Origin of the sequence: Pseudomonas sp. T8 (assembly GCF_024610635.1) — a bacterium.
In the GTDB taxonomy this organism is placed as follows: Bacteria; Pseudomonadota; Gammaproteobacteria; order Pseudomonadales; family Pseudomonadaceae; genus Aquipseudomonas; species Aquipseudomonas chlororaphis_I.
Genome location: NZ_CP102374.1, coordinates 6,639,183 through 6,657,846 on the forward strand (window position 1 = coordinate 6,639,183; position 18,664 = coordinate 6,657,846).

General features: G+C 62.0%; 13 protein-coding genes. 9 read left to right on the forward strand and 4 right to left on the reverse strand.

Annotated elements, in window-relative coordinates:
• Positions 1 to 18 precede the first annotated feature (18 nt).
• The 5 genes from NRG23_RS30145 (at position 19) to NRG23_RS30165 (ending at position 9,935) form a co-directional block, all read left to right on the forward strand.
• Positions 19 to 1,434 (forward strand): HlyD family type I secretion periplasmic adaptor subunit, encoded by a 1,416-nt coding sequence (locus tag NRG23_RS30145; protein WP_257373183.1) that lies wholly within the window; start codon positions 19 to 21, stop codon positions 1,432 to 1,434.
• Between the two features lie 39 nt (positions 1,435 to 1,473).
• Positions 1,474 to 1,908 (forward strand): hypothetical protein, encoded by a 435-nt coding sequence (locus tag NRG23_RS30150; RefSeq protein WP_257373184.1) that lies wholly within the window; start codon positions 1,474 to 1,476, stop codon positions 1,906 to 1,908.
• A 128-nt stretch (positions 1,909 to 2,036) separates the two neighbouring features.
• Positions 2,037 to 2,543, forward strand: coding sequence for a DUF5625 family protein (locus NRG23_RS30155; protein ID WP_009049897.1), 507 nt, complete (start codon positions 2,037 to 2,039; stop codon positions 2,541 to 2,543).
• A gap of 33 nt (positions 2,544 to 2,576) precedes the next feature.
• On the forward strand, positions 2,577 to 9,152 hold the full coding sequence (locus NRG23_RS30160; RefSeq protein WP_257373185.1) for a S8 family serine peptidase: 6,576 nt from the start codon (positions 2,577 to 2,579) through the stop codon (positions 9,150 to 9,152).
• A gap of 414 nt (positions 9,153 to 9,566) precedes the next feature.
• On the forward strand, positions 9,567 to 9,935 hold the full coding sequence (locus tag NRG23_RS30165; protein ID WP_257373186.1) for a DUF6124 family protein: 369 nt from the start codon (positions 9,567 to 9,569) through the stop codon (positions 9,933 to 9,935).
• A gap of 183 nt (positions 9,936 to 10,118) precedes the next feature.
• Here NRG23_RS30165 and NRG23_RS30170 read toward each other — a convergent pair whose 3' ends face one another.
• Positions 10,119 to 11,087, reverse strand: coding sequence for a GTP pyrophosphokinase family protein (locus NRG23_RS30170; protein ID WP_257373187.1), 969 nt, complete (start codon positions 11,085 to 11,087; stop codon positions 10,119 to 10,121).
• A 248-nt stretch (positions 11,088 to 11,335) separates the two neighbouring features.
• On the opposite strand from NRG23_RS30170, the gene NRG23_RS30175 reads away from it, so the two are divergent.
• The 3 genes from NRG23_RS30175 (at position 11,336) to NRG23_RS30185 (ending at position 15,404) form a co-directional block, all read left to right on the forward strand.
• Entirely contained in the window at positions 11,336 to 11,833 is a 498-nt protein-coding gene (locus NRG23_RS30175; protein WP_257373188.1) for a sigma-70 family RNA polymerase sigma factor, read from the forward strand.
• A gap of 43 nt (positions 11,834 to 11,876) precedes the next feature.
• Positions 11,877 to 12,860, forward strand: coding sequence for a FecR family protein (locus NRG23_RS30180; RefSeq protein ID WP_257373189.1), 984 nt, complete (start codon positions 11,877 to 11,879; stop codon positions 12,858 to 12,860).
• A gap of 96 nt (positions 12,861 to 12,956) precedes the next feature.
• Positions 12,957 to 15,404, forward strand: coding sequence for a TonB-dependent receptor (locus NRG23_RS30185; protein ID WP_257373190.1), 2,448 nt, complete (start codon positions 12,957 to 12,959; stop codon positions 15,402 to 15,404).
• 434 nt (positions 15,405 to 15,838) lie between these two features.
• Here the strand turns inward: NRG23_RS30185 and NRG23_RS30190 are convergent, their stop codons facing one another.
• Together NRG23_RS30190 and NRG23_RS30195 are read right to left on the reverse strand one after the other, a co-directional pair.
• Complete coding sequence (locus NRG23_RS30190; protein WP_009049892.1) at positions 15,839 to 16,999, reverse strand: MFS transporter; 1,161 nt, start codon at positions 16,997 to 16,999, stop codon at positions 15,839 to 15,841.
• Between the two features lie 31 nt (positions 17,000 to 17,030).
• Entirely contained in the window at positions 17,031 to 17,291 is a 261-nt protein-coding gene (locus NRG23_RS30195) for a hypothetical protein (protein WP_210532596.1), read from the reverse strand.
• Positions 17,292 to 17,539: 248 nt separating this feature from the next.
• Here NRG23_RS30195 and NRG23_RS30200 point away from each other — a divergent pair, with 248 nt between their 5' ends.
• Positions 17,540 to 18,010 (forward strand): Lrp/AsnC family transcriptional regulator, encoded by a 471-nt coding sequence (locus NRG23_RS30200; protein ID WP_016701973.1) that lies wholly within the window; start codon positions 17,540 to 17,542, stop codon positions 18,008 to 18,010.
• Between the two features lie 186 nt (positions 18,011 to 18,196).
• Here the strand turns inward: NRG23_RS30200 and NRG23_RS30205 are convergent, their stop codons facing one another.
• Positions 18,197 to 18,619 carry a DoxX family protein gene (locus NRG23_RS30205; RefSeq protein WP_257373191.1) on the reverse strand — a complete coding sequence of 141 codons (423 nt, stop codon included), beginning with the start codon at positions 18,617 to 18,619 and terminating at the stop codon, positions 18,197 to 18,199.
• Positions 18,620 to 18,664: the final 45 nt, after the last annotated feature.

Below are 18,664 nucleotides of genomic sequence, written 5' to 3' on the forward strand. Positions count from 1 at the left end.
TTCAAGGACCGATTGCCCATGAGCGCCACTCCTTCGTTATTGCAGCGCTACCGCGACGCCTGGCAACACGCCTGGCGCCAGCGCAAAAGCATGGACAGCGTGCAGCGCCTGCCCCATGAGGCGCAGTTCCTGCCTGCCGCCCTGGAGTTGCAGGACACCCCCGTGCACCCGGCGCCGCGGATCTTTGTCTGGAGCATCCTCGGTTTTGCCGTGCTGGCCTTGCTGTGGGCCTGTCTCGGCAAGATCGAAGTGGTGGCGGTCGCGCCGGGCAAGATAGTGCCCAATGGCAAGACCAAGCTGATTCAATCCAGCGAAACCGCGGTGGTCAGGGCGATCCATGTCAGTGACGGCCAGGCGGTGAAAGTCGGCGAGCTGCTGGTGGAACTCGACCCGACGGCGGCGGATGCCGACGTCAGGCGGATTCAGAGCGAGCTGCTGGCGGCCCGGGTCGACAGTGCCCGTGGCTCGGCGATGCTCGATGCGATCAACCAGCAACAGCCGCCGGCATCGCTGATCGGTGCGATTGCCAATGCCAACCCGGAGCAGGTGCTCAGCGCCCAGCGCTGGTTGCAGGGGCAGTATCAGGAATACCGCAGCAACCTGGAGCTGGTGGACGCGGAAATCCTCCAGCGCAGCGCCGAAATCCAGTCGGCCCAGGCCCAGGTGGCCAGCCTGCGGCAAACCGTGCCGATCGCCACGCAATTGGCCGAGGACTACCGGCGGCTGCTGGAGCAACAGTACGTGGCGCGCCATGAGTACCTGGAAAAGGAACAGGCGCGCCTCGACCTGCTGCGCCAGTTGAGCGTGCAGCAGGCCAGTGTCTTGCAGTCCACCGCGGCCCAGGCTGAGGCGCGGCGCCGACGCGAAGGCGTGGTCGCGCAGAACCGCCGGGCCATGCTCGACCTGCAACAGGAAGCCAATCAGAAAGCCGCGAGCCTGGTCCAGGAACTGGCCAAGGCCCGTTACCAGGAAACCCTGACCAGCCTCAAGGCCCCGGTGGACGGCACCGTCCAGCAACTGGCGATCCACACCGTCGGCGGCGTGGTCACCCCGGCCCAGCCGCTGATGGTCATAGTGCCCGCCGACCAACCGGTGGAAGTGGAAGCGATGCTGGAAAACAAGGACGTGGGCTTCGTCCGCGCCGGCCAGCCGGTCACGGTCAAAGTGGAAACCTTCACCTTCACCAAATACGGCACCGTCGACGGCGAAGTGCTTAGCGTCTCGAACGACGCCATCGAAGATGAAAAGCGCGGGCTGATCTACAGCAGCCGCATTCGCCTGAAGTCCGACCACCTGATGGTCAACGGCCAACGCGTGGCGCTGTCGCCGGGCATGTCGATCACCGCGGAAGTGAAGACCGACCAGCGCCGGGTGATCGACTACTTCCTGAGCCCGTTGCAACAGCATGTGGATGAGAGTTTGCGGGAGCGTTGAGTGTTGCCGGAAAGGGGGAGCATGCGAGTGATACGTTGGTTGAAGTTTGTACTGGCAGCGATCGGTTTGTTCACTGTACTGAAGCATGGCGTGATCCTGTTGATCGGCATGATCGATGATCCCGATGATCTGTATACCCAGGTCTATCCCTCACCGAGTGGACGTTACAGCGCCGCCCTTGTTTCTCGCTCGGGAGGCGGGGCGATAGCGCCGTTCTGTTCTGATGAGGTGCTTGTATTCAACAGCCTGCTGGATGTGGAAGAGGCGATTAACAGTAATAGCTACCAGGTTTATTTGGGTGAGTGCGACAGTTTTCTTGATCATGCCCCCTCACCGAAAGTGCAGTGGGTTTCCGACTCCGAGTTGCGCGTTGGTTTTGCGTTGGGGGGAGCGCGGATGTTTAGTCGTAACGTGAACTTGTGCGGGACGGATGCGTCGGGAAATGTGCAGGTCAGGTTTGCGGGTTATCGTTGAGAAGTTGGCTTTATATAAAGTTGGCCACAAAGAATAAGTTGGTAAGTTTTCGGGTTTGGCTTTGGTTAATAACGATATCGCTCAAATGTGATTTTGTTTTCTGATGGATGAGAAGGATGGGGTGAGTCATGCACGGACTGATAAGCGTCTTGCGTAACGGGATTCTAGGGGTTGTATGTTTTTTGCTGGCCGCCTGTTCCGCACCGGTATGGGTGGTCAAACCCATTGATATTTCACAGGCCGAACAAAGAGTCACAGCAGACTTTGTAGTCAGCAAGTCGGCTGACTATAGATTCGCTTTGCTGTTTGTTCAGGGAAACACCCTGGCTGAAATGAACAGCCGGGAAGAAATCTGGGGCACCAGCCACAAGGAAGGTGTCGCGATTCCTGTGCATCTGCGGGTCTTGAAAGATGGAACACCGGTGTTTGACGGGAACATAGTGACCACGGGTATCAACTGGGGTCAGACGTTTGATTACCAGGGGCGGCGAATCAACACGGCGGTGCGTTTGATCAAGACATTGGAATTGTCGCCTGGGAAATATTCGGTCGAAGTCGGCACTCTTGGGGAAGTACAGGAATTTCGCAGTATCGAGAGCTATGTAGAGTTTAGTTATTACAATCCCAAGCATTGAAGCGTTTTTGTAAGCTGGTAAAGGAAGCAACGTATGGAAAGGAAGTACAGTGTAACTTACAAGGTTGCACGGGCTGGTGCGGAATATGTCTATCAGCAGGACAAGGGCGATCATAAGACCGGTGATTCCCACTCTTCCACCGGTGGGCATATGTGGTATGCCCTGAACGATGGAACAGGCCCCGGAGAGAGTTATGGGTTCGAGTCAAAGTTTGATCAGATGCATGGTGAAGGGCAAGTCTCGAGGAACGATAATCTCGGTTATAAAGAGACGGCGTACGAAGTCAGCTTTAATCTGACAGAGGACCAATACAATAAGCTCAAGGCGTTTTCCAAAGATCCCGCGTCAGGCGGATTCGATGCTACGCGTTATAGACTGCTGACCAATAGCTGTGTGGACTTTGTATATGCTTCCTTGCAAGCCATCGGTTATAATGACAAGAAGTTTGAAGGCGCTCTTTTTCCGGCGGATAACATCGAACCGGTCAAGAGTCTTCTGCATACTTATGGTGCACAAATCATTCGTGACGACTTGACGCGTCACGGCGAATATTATGAAGCAAAAGATGGTCAGCAATGTTTATGGCTTGGCGTGGGTGATGTCTCTACTGCCCCTCAGACACCCGGCCTGATCAACATCGACATCAACCCATCCCCGCAACCCCAACAACACATCCAAGGCGAAAGCAAAGCCCAGCAGGACGTCGCCAACGGCTTCATTCAGAACTCGGCGACCAACAGCATTTTTGCCGTCGGCGGCATTCTCAGCAAAACCGATTTCACCTCCACCCAGATGTCCAGCCTGGCCTCGGGCGGTATTCGCCCCGGCGAGATGCAACTCGACCCCAACGCGCGGCCCAACACCTACCTGTCGAACTTCTACCAGGCCCCGGACAGCAGCAAGCCGGACTTCAGCCTGCGCAATGCCGTGACCCTGAACGGCCTGTCGGCCATGACCACCTTCAACACCTACGTTGACCCGTTGCTGCTGGACCTGACCGGCAACGGCGTGCACATGACCGACATCCGTGACGGCGTGTTGTTCGACACCGATCACAGCGGCACGCTCAAGCGCAGCGGCTGGGCCGATCGCAGCACCGGCATGCTGGTGATTGACGATGGCAGCGGCCAGATCAAGGACGTCAGCCAGATGTTCTCCGAGTACTACGGCGGCAAGGCCGGGGTGAACGGCGCGGCGGGCGAGACGAAATTCAAGGACGGTTTCGCGGCACTGGCCAGCGAGGACGCGAACAAGGATGGCGTGATCGATCAGCGCGATCCGATCTGGAGCAAGCTGCGGGTCTGGGTCGACGGCACCCATGACGCGAAAGTCGATGCCGGCGAACTCAAGACCCTGGCCGAGCTGGGCATCACCCAGATCAACGTGCGGGCGGCGGCGTCCACTCAAACCGAAGTGCGTGACGGCAACCGGGTACTCGCCACCGGTTCGTTCACCATCAATGGCAAGAGCCAGGAAGCGCTGGCGGTGGATTTCCTCGGTGACCCGGTCAGCAACACCCTGACTGCCCAGGGCGCGGGTACCAAGGTGACCTCGACCACCAATGGCATCACCACCACCGCCTATGCCAGCCAGAGCACCACCGGCGAAACCCTGGACGCGGCGCAGCTGGGCGTGGGCAACCTGTACGGCGGCAGCGGCAACGACACGCTGATTGCCGCGCCGGCCGGTGGCTGGCTGGTGGGTGGCGGCGGCAGCAACACCTATGTCGGTGGCAAGGGCGACGACGTCTTTGTGATCAGCGCCTCGGACGATCCGAAAAATATCCACGGCAATGGCGGCCACGACACGGCGATCATCGTTGGCGACAAAGGCGTGGTGCTGAACATGGCCCAGGCCGGCCTGACCATTGCCCAGGGCGGCAGCGGCGACGACACGATCATGAGCGGCGGCAGCGGCAGCGCCTTCATCAAGGGCGGCTCCGGCAATTCGACCCTGGTGGGCGGGGCGGGCAGCGACGTGCTGGTCGGTGGCAGCGGCCACAACACCATCATCGGCGGCAGCGGCAAGGCGGTGATCTACGCCGGGCCCCAGGGCGACGTGATTTACGCCGCCGAAGGCGGCAGCATCATTCACGCCGGTGGCGGCGCCGACCGGATTTTCGGCGGTGCCGGCAATGACGTGATCGAAGTCGGCCATGGCAACGCGACCATCGACGGTGATGTCGGGATCAACCTGGTGACGCTGCATGGCAACCATGGCGATTACCGCATCACCCGCACCGACAGTGGCTATGAAGTGGCCGACAAGGTGGCCGGGCGCGACGGCACGGTGACCCTGAAAAACATCCAGAAGCTGAATTTCTCGGATATCTCGGCGGTCGATCTGCAGACCCCCAACGCCATGCCGGTGGCCGACGTGCTGAGCCTCGACAAGGACGGCAAGGCTTTCAACCGGACCCAGGCCCACCTGATTTCCGCGCAAAGCCTGCTGGCCAACGATCAACACCTCAACAGCCAGGGCGCGCTGCGCATCGCCAATGTCGGCGACGCGGTCGGTGGCACCGTCAGCCTCACCGCCCAGGGCGACGTGCTGTTTACCCCGGATGCGCGCTACACCGGCCTGCTCAGCTTCAAGTACGGCGTGGTCGATGCCGCCGGCAACCTGTCGGCTTCGGTGGTGGACCTGAGCAGCGGGCAGACCGCGCCGATGCGCGCCGGGGTGACTTTGCTGACCCCGGAAGTGCCGCTGGACCCATTGGCGGCCCAGGAGTGGTACCTGAGCGACACCAACGTGCTGCCGGTCTGGCAGGACTACACCGGCAAGGGCGTACGCATCGGCCAGTTCGAGCCGGGCGGCCAGTTCGCCACCGCGCCCGAGATCTTCGACATCGCCCACCCGGACCTGGCCGCCAACGTCGATCAGGCCTGGCTGCAGACCCAACAGAGCAACGGCAGCTTGCCGGGCCTGGTGTCCAACCACGCCACCATGGTGGCGGGGGTGATGGTCGCCGCCAAGAATGGCGCGGGTGGGGTAGGGGTGGCCTATGGCGCGACGCTGGGCGGCTACTACCTGGCCAACAGCGGCGCCGACCTCGCGGGGCTGGGGCACATGGTCAGCTTCGACATCGCCAACAACAGCTGGGGTTTCACCAACGATTTCGCCCTCAGCAGCTTCCAGGACGGTTTCGTCAACACCGCCACGGCGCTGAGCATGAATGCCCAGTACGCCGCGAGTAACGGTCGCGGTGGCCTGGGGACGATCATTGTCGCGGCCGGCGGCAACAGCCGCGCAACCGGCGGCAATGCCCAGGGCTCCTTGACCAACAACAACCGCTTCTCGGTGGAAGTCGGCGCGATCAATGCCCAGGGCGACTTGTCGACCCTGCAGATCGGCTCCTCGCCGTTCTCCAACCCGGGCGCCAGCCTGCTGGTGTCGGCGCCGGGCAGCAACGTGGTGTCCACCAGCCATATGCTGGAAACCGATCGTGGCTCGACCTTCGGCAACGACTACACCAGCATGCAGGGCACCAGCTTCGCCGCGCCGATCGTCTCCGGCATCGTCGCGCTGATGCTCGAGGCCAACCCGAACCTGGGCTATCGCGACGTGCAGCAGATCCTTGCGCTCTCGGCGCGCCAGATCAACGACCCGTCCACGCAGTGGAGCGACAACGGCGCCCACGGCTGGAACGGCGGCGGCATGCACACCAGCAACGACTACGGTTTCGGCGAAGTCGACGCGCGGGCCGCGGTACGCCTGGCCGAAGCCTGGATGACCCAGAGCACCGGCGCTAACGAGTATGTCTACAGCGCCTCCAGTGGCGCCCTGGGCAAGAGCCTGGCGGCGGGGGGCACGCTGACTTCGTCCATTGCGATGAATGCCGGCCTCAATGTCGAACACGTCGAGATCGATTTTGATGCCCAGGTGGGCCGCCTTGGCGACCTGACGCTCAAGCTGATCTCGCCCGACGGCACCCAGAGCATCCTGCTCAACCGCCAGGGCAAGGTGCCGGACGGCATGCCCGGCGCGAGTGCCAGCGATGTCGGCAGCACGCAGTCGGGGTCGTTCAAATACAGCTTCATGACCACCCATGACTTTGGCGAGCGCTCGGCGGGCAACTGGACCTTGCAGGTGAGCGATGCGGCTTCCGGCCAGCCGGTCACGCTCAATGCCTGGTCGCTGCGTTTGTACGGCAGCAAGAGCACCCCGGACGACACCTATTTCTACACCGACGAATACCTCAAGTCGGTGGTCGGGCATGCCAACCGCGCGGTCCTGGACGATGCGGTCAATGGTGTCGCGGGCGGGCGCAATACCCTCAACGCGGCGGCCGTTTCCGGGGATAGCTCGGTCAACCTGTTGACTGGTATCGCCAGCATTGGCGGCGCGGCGTTGACGGTGAAGAACCCGGGCAGCATTCAGAACATCGTCACCGGCGACGGCAACGATGTGCTGGTGGCTGGCAAGGCCGATGCCTTGCTCGACGGCGGGCGTGGCAACAACAGCCTGACGGGCGGGGCGGGCAAGGACTTCTTCGTGGTCCATCGCCGGGAGGGTGGCAGCGATGTCATCAGCAACTTCGAGGCCGCCCGGGGCGAGATCATCGACCTGGTGGGTTTTGCCGGGAAGAAGTTCACCGACCTGGTGCTCAGCCAGCAAGGCGCGGACGTCAAGATCGACCTGGCCAAGGGCCAGAGCATCGTCCTGAAGAACCAGCTGCTGGCCGGGATCGGCGCGGCGAACTTCAAGTTCCAGGACACCTTTGTCGCCCCGACGGCCTACGTCAACAGCGACGCCTCGGCGGTCCAGCCGCAGGAAGGCCTGGGCACCGTGCTGCTCAACGGCGGCGCTAAGGGCGTGATGTACAGCAGCGATGCCCAGGGCAAGATGGTGGCTTCGTTGAGCGGCACTATCTACAGCCATGACAGCGCGACTTCGGATGTGTTCGTGGTGGCGGCCCAGTCGGGCGTCAAGGACTACAACAACGCCCTGCGCGGCTTCCGCCACGGGATCGACAAGATCGACCTGCGCCAGACCGGAGTGACCGATTTCAGCCAGCTGACCATCGAGCACAAGAATCGCGCCACCCTCAACGGCCTGACGCAGATTCATGGGGTGTACGTGACCCGTAACGGCGCCCAGGGCGCTGCCTCGAACGTCAACCTGGTGTACCTGGATGCGCTGGATGTGGCGCAGGTCAGCGCCTCGGACTTCATCTTCGCCGAGCATGCGCCGCAGGTGGTGCCGACCGTTGGCCCGGTGCCTGCGGTGACCGAGCAGCCGACGGTGACTGTGCCGGGTACGCTGACGCCGATTGTCGAGCGCCCTGGCGTGGACCAGCCTACGGTGGTGTCGCCACTGCCGCCGGTTGATCTGCACCCGACGGTCAGCGTTCCGGTGGTCGACCCGGTGTTGCGACCTACGGTCACGATCCCGGACATCACCGTGCCGGAACACAAGACGATCGAGCAGATCCTTGCCGAACGTGGTGTCGACCTGAACCCTAAGGTGCCGGAACACAAGACCGTCGACCAGATCCTGGCCGAGCGTGGCGGCAATCAGGGGCCGACGGTTCCCGAGCACAAGACCCTCGAGCAGATTCTCGCCGAGCGCGGCATCGGTTCGCTGGAGCCTTCGAAGGTGCCGGATATCGGGCCGGTCGGGCGTGAAGTGGGACGTACCCCGGTGGACGTACCGAGCCCAAGGCCGATCGTGATTCCCGATATCCCGGTGGTCGATATCGCGCACCGCGACCTGGATATTCCGAGTCGTCCGCGGGTCACTGTGCCGGATCTCCCGGTAGCGTCGGACCCACGGCTGAAGTTCGACGATCCGCTGCCAGCGGTGACCGACACCGATGATTTCTCGTTCGCGTCGATCCGCGACAGAATCCGTACGCGCCCGACACCGACCACCGTGGAGCCGGTAACGAGCTCGTCGCGCGACCCGCTCACGCTGAGCCCGTTGCCGACAGTCGATCCCGCGCCCGTGGCCAGCGATCCCAACACCATGACGGTCAAGGGCTTCTTCGCCAATGTCAGCCTGGGCGACGAGAGCAAGACCATCAACGTCGAGGCCACAGGCGCCAAGCTGCTGGCCGGCAACGGTGACAACAAGGTCAACGTGACGGGCCGCCGGGCCGAGATCACCCTGGGCAATGGCAACAACGTGATTGCCGGCGACATCAACAAGCTCACGGTCGGCCATGGCAACAACAGCATCACCGACAGCGGCTCCTTCGCCACGGTGAAGCTGGGCGATGGCAACAACAAGGTGGTGGTCAGCGGCAGCATGCCGACCGTGGAAGTCGGGCACGGGGTCAACGACCTCGAGTTCAGCGGCAGCATGGGCCAGCTGGTGTTCGGCCAGGACATCAGCCCCGAGCGCCTGTGGTTCCAGCATGAAGGGCCGGACCTGCAGATCTCGGTGATCGGCAGCCAGCAGGAGGTCACGCTGCATAACTGGTACGCCGCAACCCCCGAGCGTCCACGGGACATCATGACCGGCGACCGTCATCGGTTGCTGGGCAACGATGTGGAGAACCTGGTCCAGGCCATGGCGGCGTTCGCGCCGGCAGCACCGGCGACCATGACCTTCGGCGCTGCCGATCAACAGGCCTTGCAGCCTGTGCTGGCGGCCAACTGGACATGACCGCGCAAGCTTGATCCGGTAACAGAGCCCGCGATGCTTATCGCGGGCTTTTGCCGCTCTCGTTCGGGAGCGATCACCTGCGGCGCTCTGGCGGGCAGGTAAACAGCCATTAATCCCCAGATACAAACAGGCGCCGCTTTCAGGTTGCACAGCAAAGAACGCGACGTTGACCCTTCGCCCGTCGCTGCAAAATAAGCGACCGGGTTTGGCAGCCCGATGTTGTCACTGTGCGCAAGGCACCACCTTCAGCGAGGCGCTTTTTCGGCCTGCGCTTTTCTATGGTGGCCGTGCGTAGGGCGCATTCGTGCGCGCCGGGTTCCTAGTGCACCGGTCTACCAACCTGCGTACGGCCGCCACCCTTTCGTTTGGTAGCGATGGTGACGACTCCTGAAGGATGCACCGGGAGTCAATTTCATGAAGAAAATCGCTCCTGATCCACCCGTCATGGCAGATAGCTTCTCAAGCGCCAAAGTGGACTCTGCCAAATTCGAAAGCGCAGCCCACAAAGCCATCAACCACTACCTGTTTCCTACCGCAAACGATGCCCCTGTGCCTCGTCATCGGCCGGGAAAACTGTTCCGTGTCGATCCCAACCTCAGCACCGAAGAAGCCCTGAGCAACGCTTGCGAAATCCTTGAGTCCGCAGCAAGTGCGACCTACCAATCCACCGAAGACATGTCAGCGACCAGCCGCAAGGTGGTATTGGCAGGCGTACGCTTGATCGAGATGGCTCAGGTATTGGTGGAGGCAGTGTTGGAGAGGGAGGGGAGAAGTTGTAGGTAGTCATAAAAGGGCCCCGCGGGTGCGGGGCTCTTTAAATGGAAAGCTATAGTGTTCAAGTAGCAGTTTTTTTGGGCTGATAGTCATATATATAGTAATTCGAGTTTTTCTGCTCTTGGCCAAAAGCAGACGACCGACATAGACCGAGTCCGGCCGAAGACTGGTTAGTCATTCATGTCAATGATGTTATCCCTCCATCGGATGTTCTTTGTCGCGAGACCGAAGAAAGCCACTGACTTCTTCATCTCCAAACTCCTGACGAAGCCCCTCACGCGCTAAACCGACATGCTTAAAGTAATACCCTTCTTTCCGGTCGTGCTGAGTCGCCTCTTTAGAGTCCGAGATCATGATTTTTTTCATGTGTTTCTCCATAACTTGCGTCAACTCGTCTGCTGTATTAATCCCAAAATAATTAAGATCAATCAATAAGTCGTTATACGGTTCGTCATCCTGTCTATTACGATAGGGGAAAATTTTTGAAAGTACGGAATCTAAGATCTCAACGTTGAGAGGCTCATCTGGGTTTTCGTGCTCCAATTGATCTTTGACATATGACAATCGATCCTCCAAAAGTCGATCAAATTCGATATCTACTGTTTCCAGAAGTGCTGAAGCACGATTTATTGATCGACGCAGTGGAAGCGGAACACTTGCCTCGTGCTTATATTGGAGCTTATGGGATGCAGCAGCCCAAATATGTTGCGCCAAAGTTCTAACCTGAATCTCAACTCGTATCGCTCCAAGGTCTCCCCAAGTAGGCAGGCCAAGCCAAGGTCTTGGAACTTCAACTATATAATGCTGTGACTGATACCCAAACTGGGCGTCAGCTAATCTTAAAGAAGTGTCTTCTGAACTTCTTACAGTCAGTGCAGAGCGTAATAGTTTATCCACCGCCATAAGATCTCGACGGAATAGCAAAATCAAGCGGATCCCTACGAGATCATCTAACTCATGAATTTTGTGCAAGTTGAGTGATTTTCGGTTGATTTTTTCCTCAATTGAAAGCCATTCTTTTACCCTTGCTTCAATAGGGACGCCCAGTGTCACCCCATCTTTTGCTAGCAAGTGATCTAGTTCTGCCGAGAGGGCCGTCTTCAAGCGATTTGCACGAGATTCTATACGAGCATATTCAATTCTAAGTTTAGAGGTATCCATATGGATATATCCTTATATTCCCTGAGGCATGTTACTTGTGGCTAGCGGCCATTATGCCTGATGTGGACAGTAAATTTTTAGACGCTTGAATGGCTGCTTATGGCCAAAAAGCAATCATTATTCTCGTTTAGATTGACACCCCCTTCCTCCTCCTAAGCCAGTCATCCTCCACCCCTCCCCCCGAATCCATTGCTGCCTTTAATAAGAAGCATTACTATTCACGCCTCCCCACCCCTCAGCACACTGCAATGACCCCCAAGCCGCCTCGCCGACCAGGCTTTTTCGAGCACTACGAAGAGTTGATCGGTACCTGGACGCGTCGGTTGAAGAGTCGTTCGCAGGCGGAAGACCTGGCCCATGACACCTTTGTCCGGGTGCTGGAGTCGGATGCGGCGGCGGTGCAGCAGCCGCGGGCGTATCTGCATCAGACGGCGCGCAATATTGCGGTGGATGCTTATCGTCGCGAGGATCGGCGCGGCGCCATGGAGTTGGAGGCGGTGTATCAAGGCGCGTCGCCCAGCGGCGACCCGGAGCATTTCATGCATGCGATCCAGCTGGCTGACTCCATCGAACGGGCCCTTGGCGAGTTGCCGTTGAACTGCCGCAAGGTGTTCGTCTGGCAGAAGATCGAAGGGCTGACCCAGGCCGAGATTGCCCAGCGCCTGGGGCTGTCAAAAAACATGGTGGAAAAGTATATGATCCGCACCCTGCGGCACCTGCGCGAGCGCGTGGACGGGCCGCGGTGATGAATGCCATGACTTTTTCACCCCCAGCCCAACAGGATGTTCCATGACGCAGACTCGTGAGTGCGCGTGCGGGCAGGCGACGGTTCGCGATGAGGCGGCGCTGTGGTTTGTGCGCCTGCAAGAACCGGCGATCGATGCCGAGGAGCGGCAGCGTTTTGATGCCTGGCTGGCGGAACACGAGGCGCATCAGGATGAATTCCAACTGCTGCAAAGCCTATGGGCGGCCATCGACCTGGTGCCCAAGGCGCGTTTGCAGGCGCTGTGTGAAGCCCCGAACCCGACCATCAAGCGCCGGCCGCTGCTGCGTTACGCGGTGGCGGCCAGTGTGCTGGCGGTGGCCGTCGGGCTGGGGCTGTTCAGCGGCCTGAACCGGCCAGCCGGGTACAGCGCCGAGTTCGCCACGGCCCTGGGCGAGCGCCGCCATGTGGCCTTGCCCGATGGTTCCCAGGTGGACCTGAACAGCCGCAGTCGCTTGTTGGTGCGGTACGGACGAGGCCAACGCAGCGTCGAGCTGAGCGAAGGCGAGGCGATGTTCAGTGTCGAGCACGACAGCAGCCGGCCCTTCGTGGTGGCGGCCGGGCCCGGCAAGGTCACGGTCACCGGCACCCGTTTCGATGTGCGCCGCGATGCCAGCCAGACCCGGGTGGCGGTGGAACAGGGAAGGGTGAAAGTGCAGGGGCGGGATGCCGCGGACAGCGACTTCGTCAACCTGACGGCGGGCCTGGGCACCGCGGTCGATGCCCAGGGCAAAGTGGCCGCGGCCTATGCGGTCGATCCCCAGGCGCTGACCGCCTGGCGCAATGGCAAGCTGGTGTTCAACAACGCCAGCCTCAGCGAGGTGGCCGCCGAGGTGTCGCGTTATCGCGAGCAGCCGCTGCGGGTCGGCAACGAGGCGGTGGGCAGGCTGCGCCTGACCAGCGTGTTCAAGGCCGACGACACTGATGCGCTGCTCAAGGCCTTGCCGAGCATCCTGCCGGTGGCGGTGAAGACCCACGCCGACGGTAGCCAGGAAATAATTGCGCGATAGATTCAGGTTTTTTTCGAGTTCTTCGTCTTCTTGTCCAACTGCAACTGGTTTGCATTAACAGACGCATCTTCTTGCGATCAACAGGACTGCTCGAACTTGAAACGCCTCGACCTGAATAACAACAATCCTTGCTCGCCCTCCACCCGCTGGCTGCCGCTGGCCCTCGCCCTGGCGGTCAGTGCCGCGCTGCCCCAGGCCCATGCCGAGCAGGCGCCGAGCGCCATCCATATCCAGGCCCAGCCGTTGGGCCAGGCCCTGAGCCAGCTGGGGCTGCAAACCTCGCTGCAGGTGTTTTTCAGCCCTGAGTTGGTGGCCGGCAAGCAGGCCCCGGCGGTGGACGGCAACCTGTCGCCGGAGCAGGCGCTGCGCCAGTTGCTGCAAGGCAGCGGCCTGCAATACCAGATCGACGGCGGCTCGGTGACCCTCAGTCCGGCGCCGTCGGCGGCGGGTGACGGCCCTTTGGAACTGGGCGCCACCAGCATCAGCGTGGTGGGTGACTGGCTGGGCGACGCCAACGAAGCGGTGGTGCAGAACCACCCGGGCGCGCGTACGGTGATCCGCCGTGAAGCCATGCTCGAGCAGGGGGCGATGAACGTCGGCGACGTGCTGCGTCGGGTACCAGGCGTGCAGGTGCAGGACGCCAACGGCACCGGCGGCAGCGATATTTCCCTCAACGTTGGCGTGCGCGGCCTGACTTCGCGCCTGTCGCCACGCTCCACCGTGCTTATCGACGGCGTGCCGGCGGCCTTCGCCCCTTATGGCCAGCCACAGTTGTCGATGGCGCCGATCTCCTCGGGCAACCTCGACAGCATCGACGTGGTGCGCGGCGCCGGTTCCGTGCGCTACGGACCGCAGAACGTCGGCGGGGTGATCAACTTTGTGACCCGGGCCATCCCGGAAAAGGCCACCGGGGAAATCGGCAGCACCCTGGAAACCTCCCAGCGCGGCGGCTGGAAGCACATCGACACGGCCTTCCTTGGCGGCACCGCGGACAACGGCATCGGCGCCGCGCTGCTGTACTCCGGGGTCAACGGCAATGGCTATCGCGGCAGCAACAATGGCAACGACATCGACGACGTGATCCTCAAGACCCATTGGGCGCCCACCGACCAGGACGATTTCAGCCTCAACTTCCACTACTACGACGCCAAGGCCGACATGCCCGGAGGCCTGACCCAGAAGCAGTACGACGCCGACCCGTACCAGTCGGATCGCGACTGGGACAACTTCAGCGGCCGCCGCAAGGATGTGTCGTTCAAGTACCTGCGCCAGATCGACGACCGCACCCAGTTCGAAGTGCTGACCTACTACTCCGACAGCTTCCGTGGCAGCACCATCGCCGCCCGCGACCAGAAGACCCTGGTGTCCTATCCGCGCACCTACTACACCTTCGGCATCGAGCCGCGGGTGTCCCATGTGTTCGACCTCGGCCCGACCACCCAGGAAGCCAGCGTCGGCATGCGCTACCTGAAAGAAGGCATGCACGAACAGGCCAGCCGCCTGGCCCTGGTCAACAACCAGCCGGTGGTGCGCCCGGGCTCCGACGGCCATGTGTACCAGGACCGCACCGGCGGCACCGAGGCCACAGCCTTCTACATCGACGACAAGATCGATGTCGGCAACTGGACCATCACCCCGGGTATCCGCTTCGAGAACATCCGCACCGAATGGCACGACCGCCCGGTAGCCGGCACCAATGGCGTGCCGGTGCAGGAGAAGCGCCGCGAGATCAACAGCAACGAGCCGCTGCCGGCGCTGAGCGTGATGTACCACCTCTCCGATGCGTGGAAGCTGTTCGCCAACTACGAGACCTCGTTCGGCAGCCTGCAGTACTTCCAGCTGGGCCAGGGCGGGGTGGGCGACCAGACCGCCAACGGCCTGAACCCGGAGAAGGCCAAGACCTACGAGATCGGTACGCGCTACAACGATGAAGTGTGGGGCGGTGAGTTGACGGCGTTCTACATCGACTTCTCGGACGAGCTGCAATACATCAGCAACGATGTCGGCTGGACCAACCTCGGCGCCACCAAGCACCAGGGGATCGAGGCGTCGGTGCACTACGACCTGGCCGCGCTGGACCCGCGCCTCGACGGCCTGACCGCCAATGCCGGTTTCACCTACACCCGCGCGACCTATGAAGGCGGCAGTTCGGCGTTCAAGGGGCGCGACCTGCCGTTCTACTCGCGTCAGGTGGCGACGCTCGGCCTGCGTTACGACATCAACCGCTGGACCTACAACATCGATGCCTTCGCCCAGTCCAAGCAGCGCTCGCCGGGCAACATGGTCAACGCCGACGGCAGCTTCAACGACAACTACATCACCGAAGGCAGCGCCGACGGCCAGTACGGCGACATGCCGGGCTACGTGACCTGGAACGTGCGTGGCGGCTATGACTTCGGTTCGCAGTTGTCGAACCTCAAGCTCGGCGCCGGGGTGAAGAACCTCTTCGACAAGCAGTACTTCACCCGCTCCAGCGACAACAACTCCGGCCTCTACGTCGGCGCGCCACGGACCTTCTTCGTCCAGGCCAGCGTCGGCTTCTGATAGACCGCATTGCGCCCATCGCGGGCAAGCCTCGCTCCTACGGAGACATGGCTTGCCCGCGATTTTATGCCTGGCGCAAATCCCTGTAGCCGCTGCCGCAGGCTGCGTAAAGGCCCGCAGGGCCTTCCTGCGATCTCGAAAACACAACAGGGTGCCTGGGCGTGCAGCGTTGGCTGGACGGGCGTATCGCGGGCAATCGAGCGTCGACCGGCCGCTCCTGCAGTAGCGAGTTTGCCCGCGATTTTTTATGCCTGGCGCAAATCCCTGTAGCCGCTGCCGCAGGCTGCGAAAAGGCCCGCAGGGCCTTCCTGCGATCTCGAAAACACAACAGGGTGCCTGGGCGTGCAGCGTTGGCTGGACGAGCGTATCGCGGGCAAGCCTCGCTCCTACAAGGGACGTGTGTCTGTAGGAGTGAGGCTTGCCCGCGAAAGGGTTCAAACCTTCAACACTTTCCCGCTGGCCGCCACACCAATCAGCATCACCGCGATCAGTCCGAAGGCGATGCTCAGGCTGCTGCCGTGGGCGATAAAGCCGATCAGCGCCGGGCCGGCGAGGATGCCGGCGTAGCCCAGGGTGGTGATGGCCGGCACGGCGATGGCTTCGGGCATGACGGTCTGTTTGCCCACCGCGGTGTACAGCACCGGCACGATATTCGAGCAACCGACCCCCACCAGCGCATAGCCCACCAGCGCCGCTTCCCAGGCCGGCGCCAGGGTCGCCAGCAGCAGGCCCGCGGCGGCCACCGAACCGCCCATGACGATCACCCGCCTGGCCCCCAGCTTGTGCACGATGGCGTCGCCGGTCAGGCGGCCGACGGTCATGGTCAGGGCGAAGGCCGCGTAACCCAGGCCGGCATAGGCGGCATCCACCTGGCGTTCGGCGCTGAGGAACACCGCGCTCCAGTCCAGCACCGCGCCTTCGGCGAGGAACACCACGAAGCACAGGCAGCCAATGAACAGCACCACACCGTGGGGCACGGCAAAGGCCGGGCCCGAACTCTGGCTGCCGTACGGCAACATGTGTGGTGCCGCCTTGAGCAGGGCGACGACCAGCAAGGCTACCACCACCAGGGTCGCGCCCAGCGGCGACAGGCCCAGGCCGAGCATGGCGCTGACCCCGGCCGCGCCGACGATGCCGCCGAGGCTGAACAGACCATGGAAGCCCGACATCATCGGCCGGCCGCTGGCCCGTTCGACGATCACCGCCTGCAGGTTCACCGTGGAATCCACCGTGCCCAGCCCGGCGCCGAACATGAACAGCCCGGCGATCAGCAGCGGCACCGTGCTCACCGTGGCCAGCAGCGGCAGGGCCAGGCAGATCAGCAGGCTGCCGGCGGCCATCACCCGCCGGCAACCAAAGCGCCCGGCCAAGACCCCGGCGATCGGCATCGCCAGGATCGAGCCGACCCCCAGGCACAGCAGCAACAGGCCCAATGTGCCTTCATCGAGCCCGGCCCGGGCCTTGGCGTAGGGCACCAGCGGCGCCCAGGCGGCGATGCCGAAACCGGCGATGAAAAAGGCGATGCGGGTGGCCATCTGTTCCAGGCGGCCGGGGCTGATCTGTTGCTGCGAGGTGTGGGTGTTAAGGGCTGTCATAAAAATCCTTGGCGGTCACCCCCGGCGCCTGTCAGCCAATGGACGCTTGGCGCCATTGCTGCTGTCGCTGGAGGACCGAGTCTGCCGTTTCACCGACCAGTTGTTGATACACCGCCGGCGACGTGGCGCCTTCGGTGTGGATAAGCAGGACGCGCGAACGGGCGTCGAGGTGCGCGACTTTGCGCCGCGCGCCATCCTTGCACATCAGGCCCGGTCCCGCGAGGCCCGCGGCGCCGGATTCGCCGGCCGGCAGGGGAATGTCCCGGGCGCTGCCGCTGGCCAGCTGGCGCATGGCGCCGGCGGCGAGCGGGTCGGGGAGTGTGACCAGGCAATCGTTCGAAGGTTGCAGGAAGCGTCAGGCCGGGCCCGTCATCGTCGAGTCCAGCGTGCCACTGGCCTGGCCCCGGCTCGCAGCCCTGGAAATAATATTGCGTGGCTGGCGAATTTGTTTCGCATAATCGCCAGCCTTTGCACAATTTCATTTCATGATTGTCCGCCACCGATTGCCCACCACTGATAGCCCGCCCATGGATTGCCCGCATGACCACCAGCCTGGATGCCTACGACCTGAAACTGCTCGCCGAACTGCAACGCGATGCGCGCACCCCGCAAAGCGAGCTGGGGTTGCGGGTGAACCTGTCCACCGCGGCGGTCAACCGGCGTCTCAAGCGCCTGAGCGATGAAGGGGTGATCGAGCGCTACAGCGCGGTCATCGCCCCCGAGGCGTTGGGCTATGAGCTGAGCATCATTGTCGAGGTGGAGGTGGAGAGCGAACGCATCGATCAGCTCGATGCGCTCAAGCGCAGCTTCCAGGCCTGCCCGCAGGTGCAGCAGTGCTACTACGTGGCGGGGGAGTGCGATTTCGTGCTGATCTTCACCGTGCGCAACATGGCCCAGTACAACGAACTGACCCGCGAGCTGTTCTTCGAGAACAACAACGTCAAGCGCTTCAAGACCCTGGTGGCCATGAGCCGGGTCAAGGTCGGGCTGGATGTGCCGACCGCCCCTTGAAACACCTTGATCCCCTGTAGGAGCGAGCTTGCTCGCGATCAGCCGTGAGGCTGAAAGATTGGCGGTGTATGCAATTTTTTATCGCGAGCAAGCTCGCTCCTACAGGTGGGCAAGGGGGCTCTTGTCACGAAACAAAACGACAACGCGGCGCCCGGGGGGGCGCCGCGTGGTCGTGGGGCAGGCCGATCAACCCTGGCGACGGGCATCCAGGCTGAAGCGACCGGCGCCGTAGGCCACCACTTGCAGCAGGCCGCCGGCCATGGCGATGTTCTTGAAGAAGTGGATGAACTGGTTCTGGTCGCCCAGGTTGTTGTGGAAGGCCAGGGCGGTGGCCACGCTGAACACAGCCAGGCCCAGGGCCACCAGGCGGGTACGGTAGCCGGCGATCAGCAACAGGCCGCCACCCAGCTCCACGACGATGGCGATGCCCAGGGCCAGTTGCGGGAAGGGCAGGCCGACCGATTGGATGTAACCGACCATGGCGGCCGGCGCGGCGATTTTCGAGAAGCCGGACAGGATGAAGATGGCGCTGAGCAGGACGCGCCCGATCAGGCTGATGCTGGCGTTAGTGTTCGAGGTGGCGGACAGGCTGTTGGTCAGTGTGGACATGCTGGATTCTCTCAGTGGGTTCGGCCTCACCACCTTGGTGTGCCG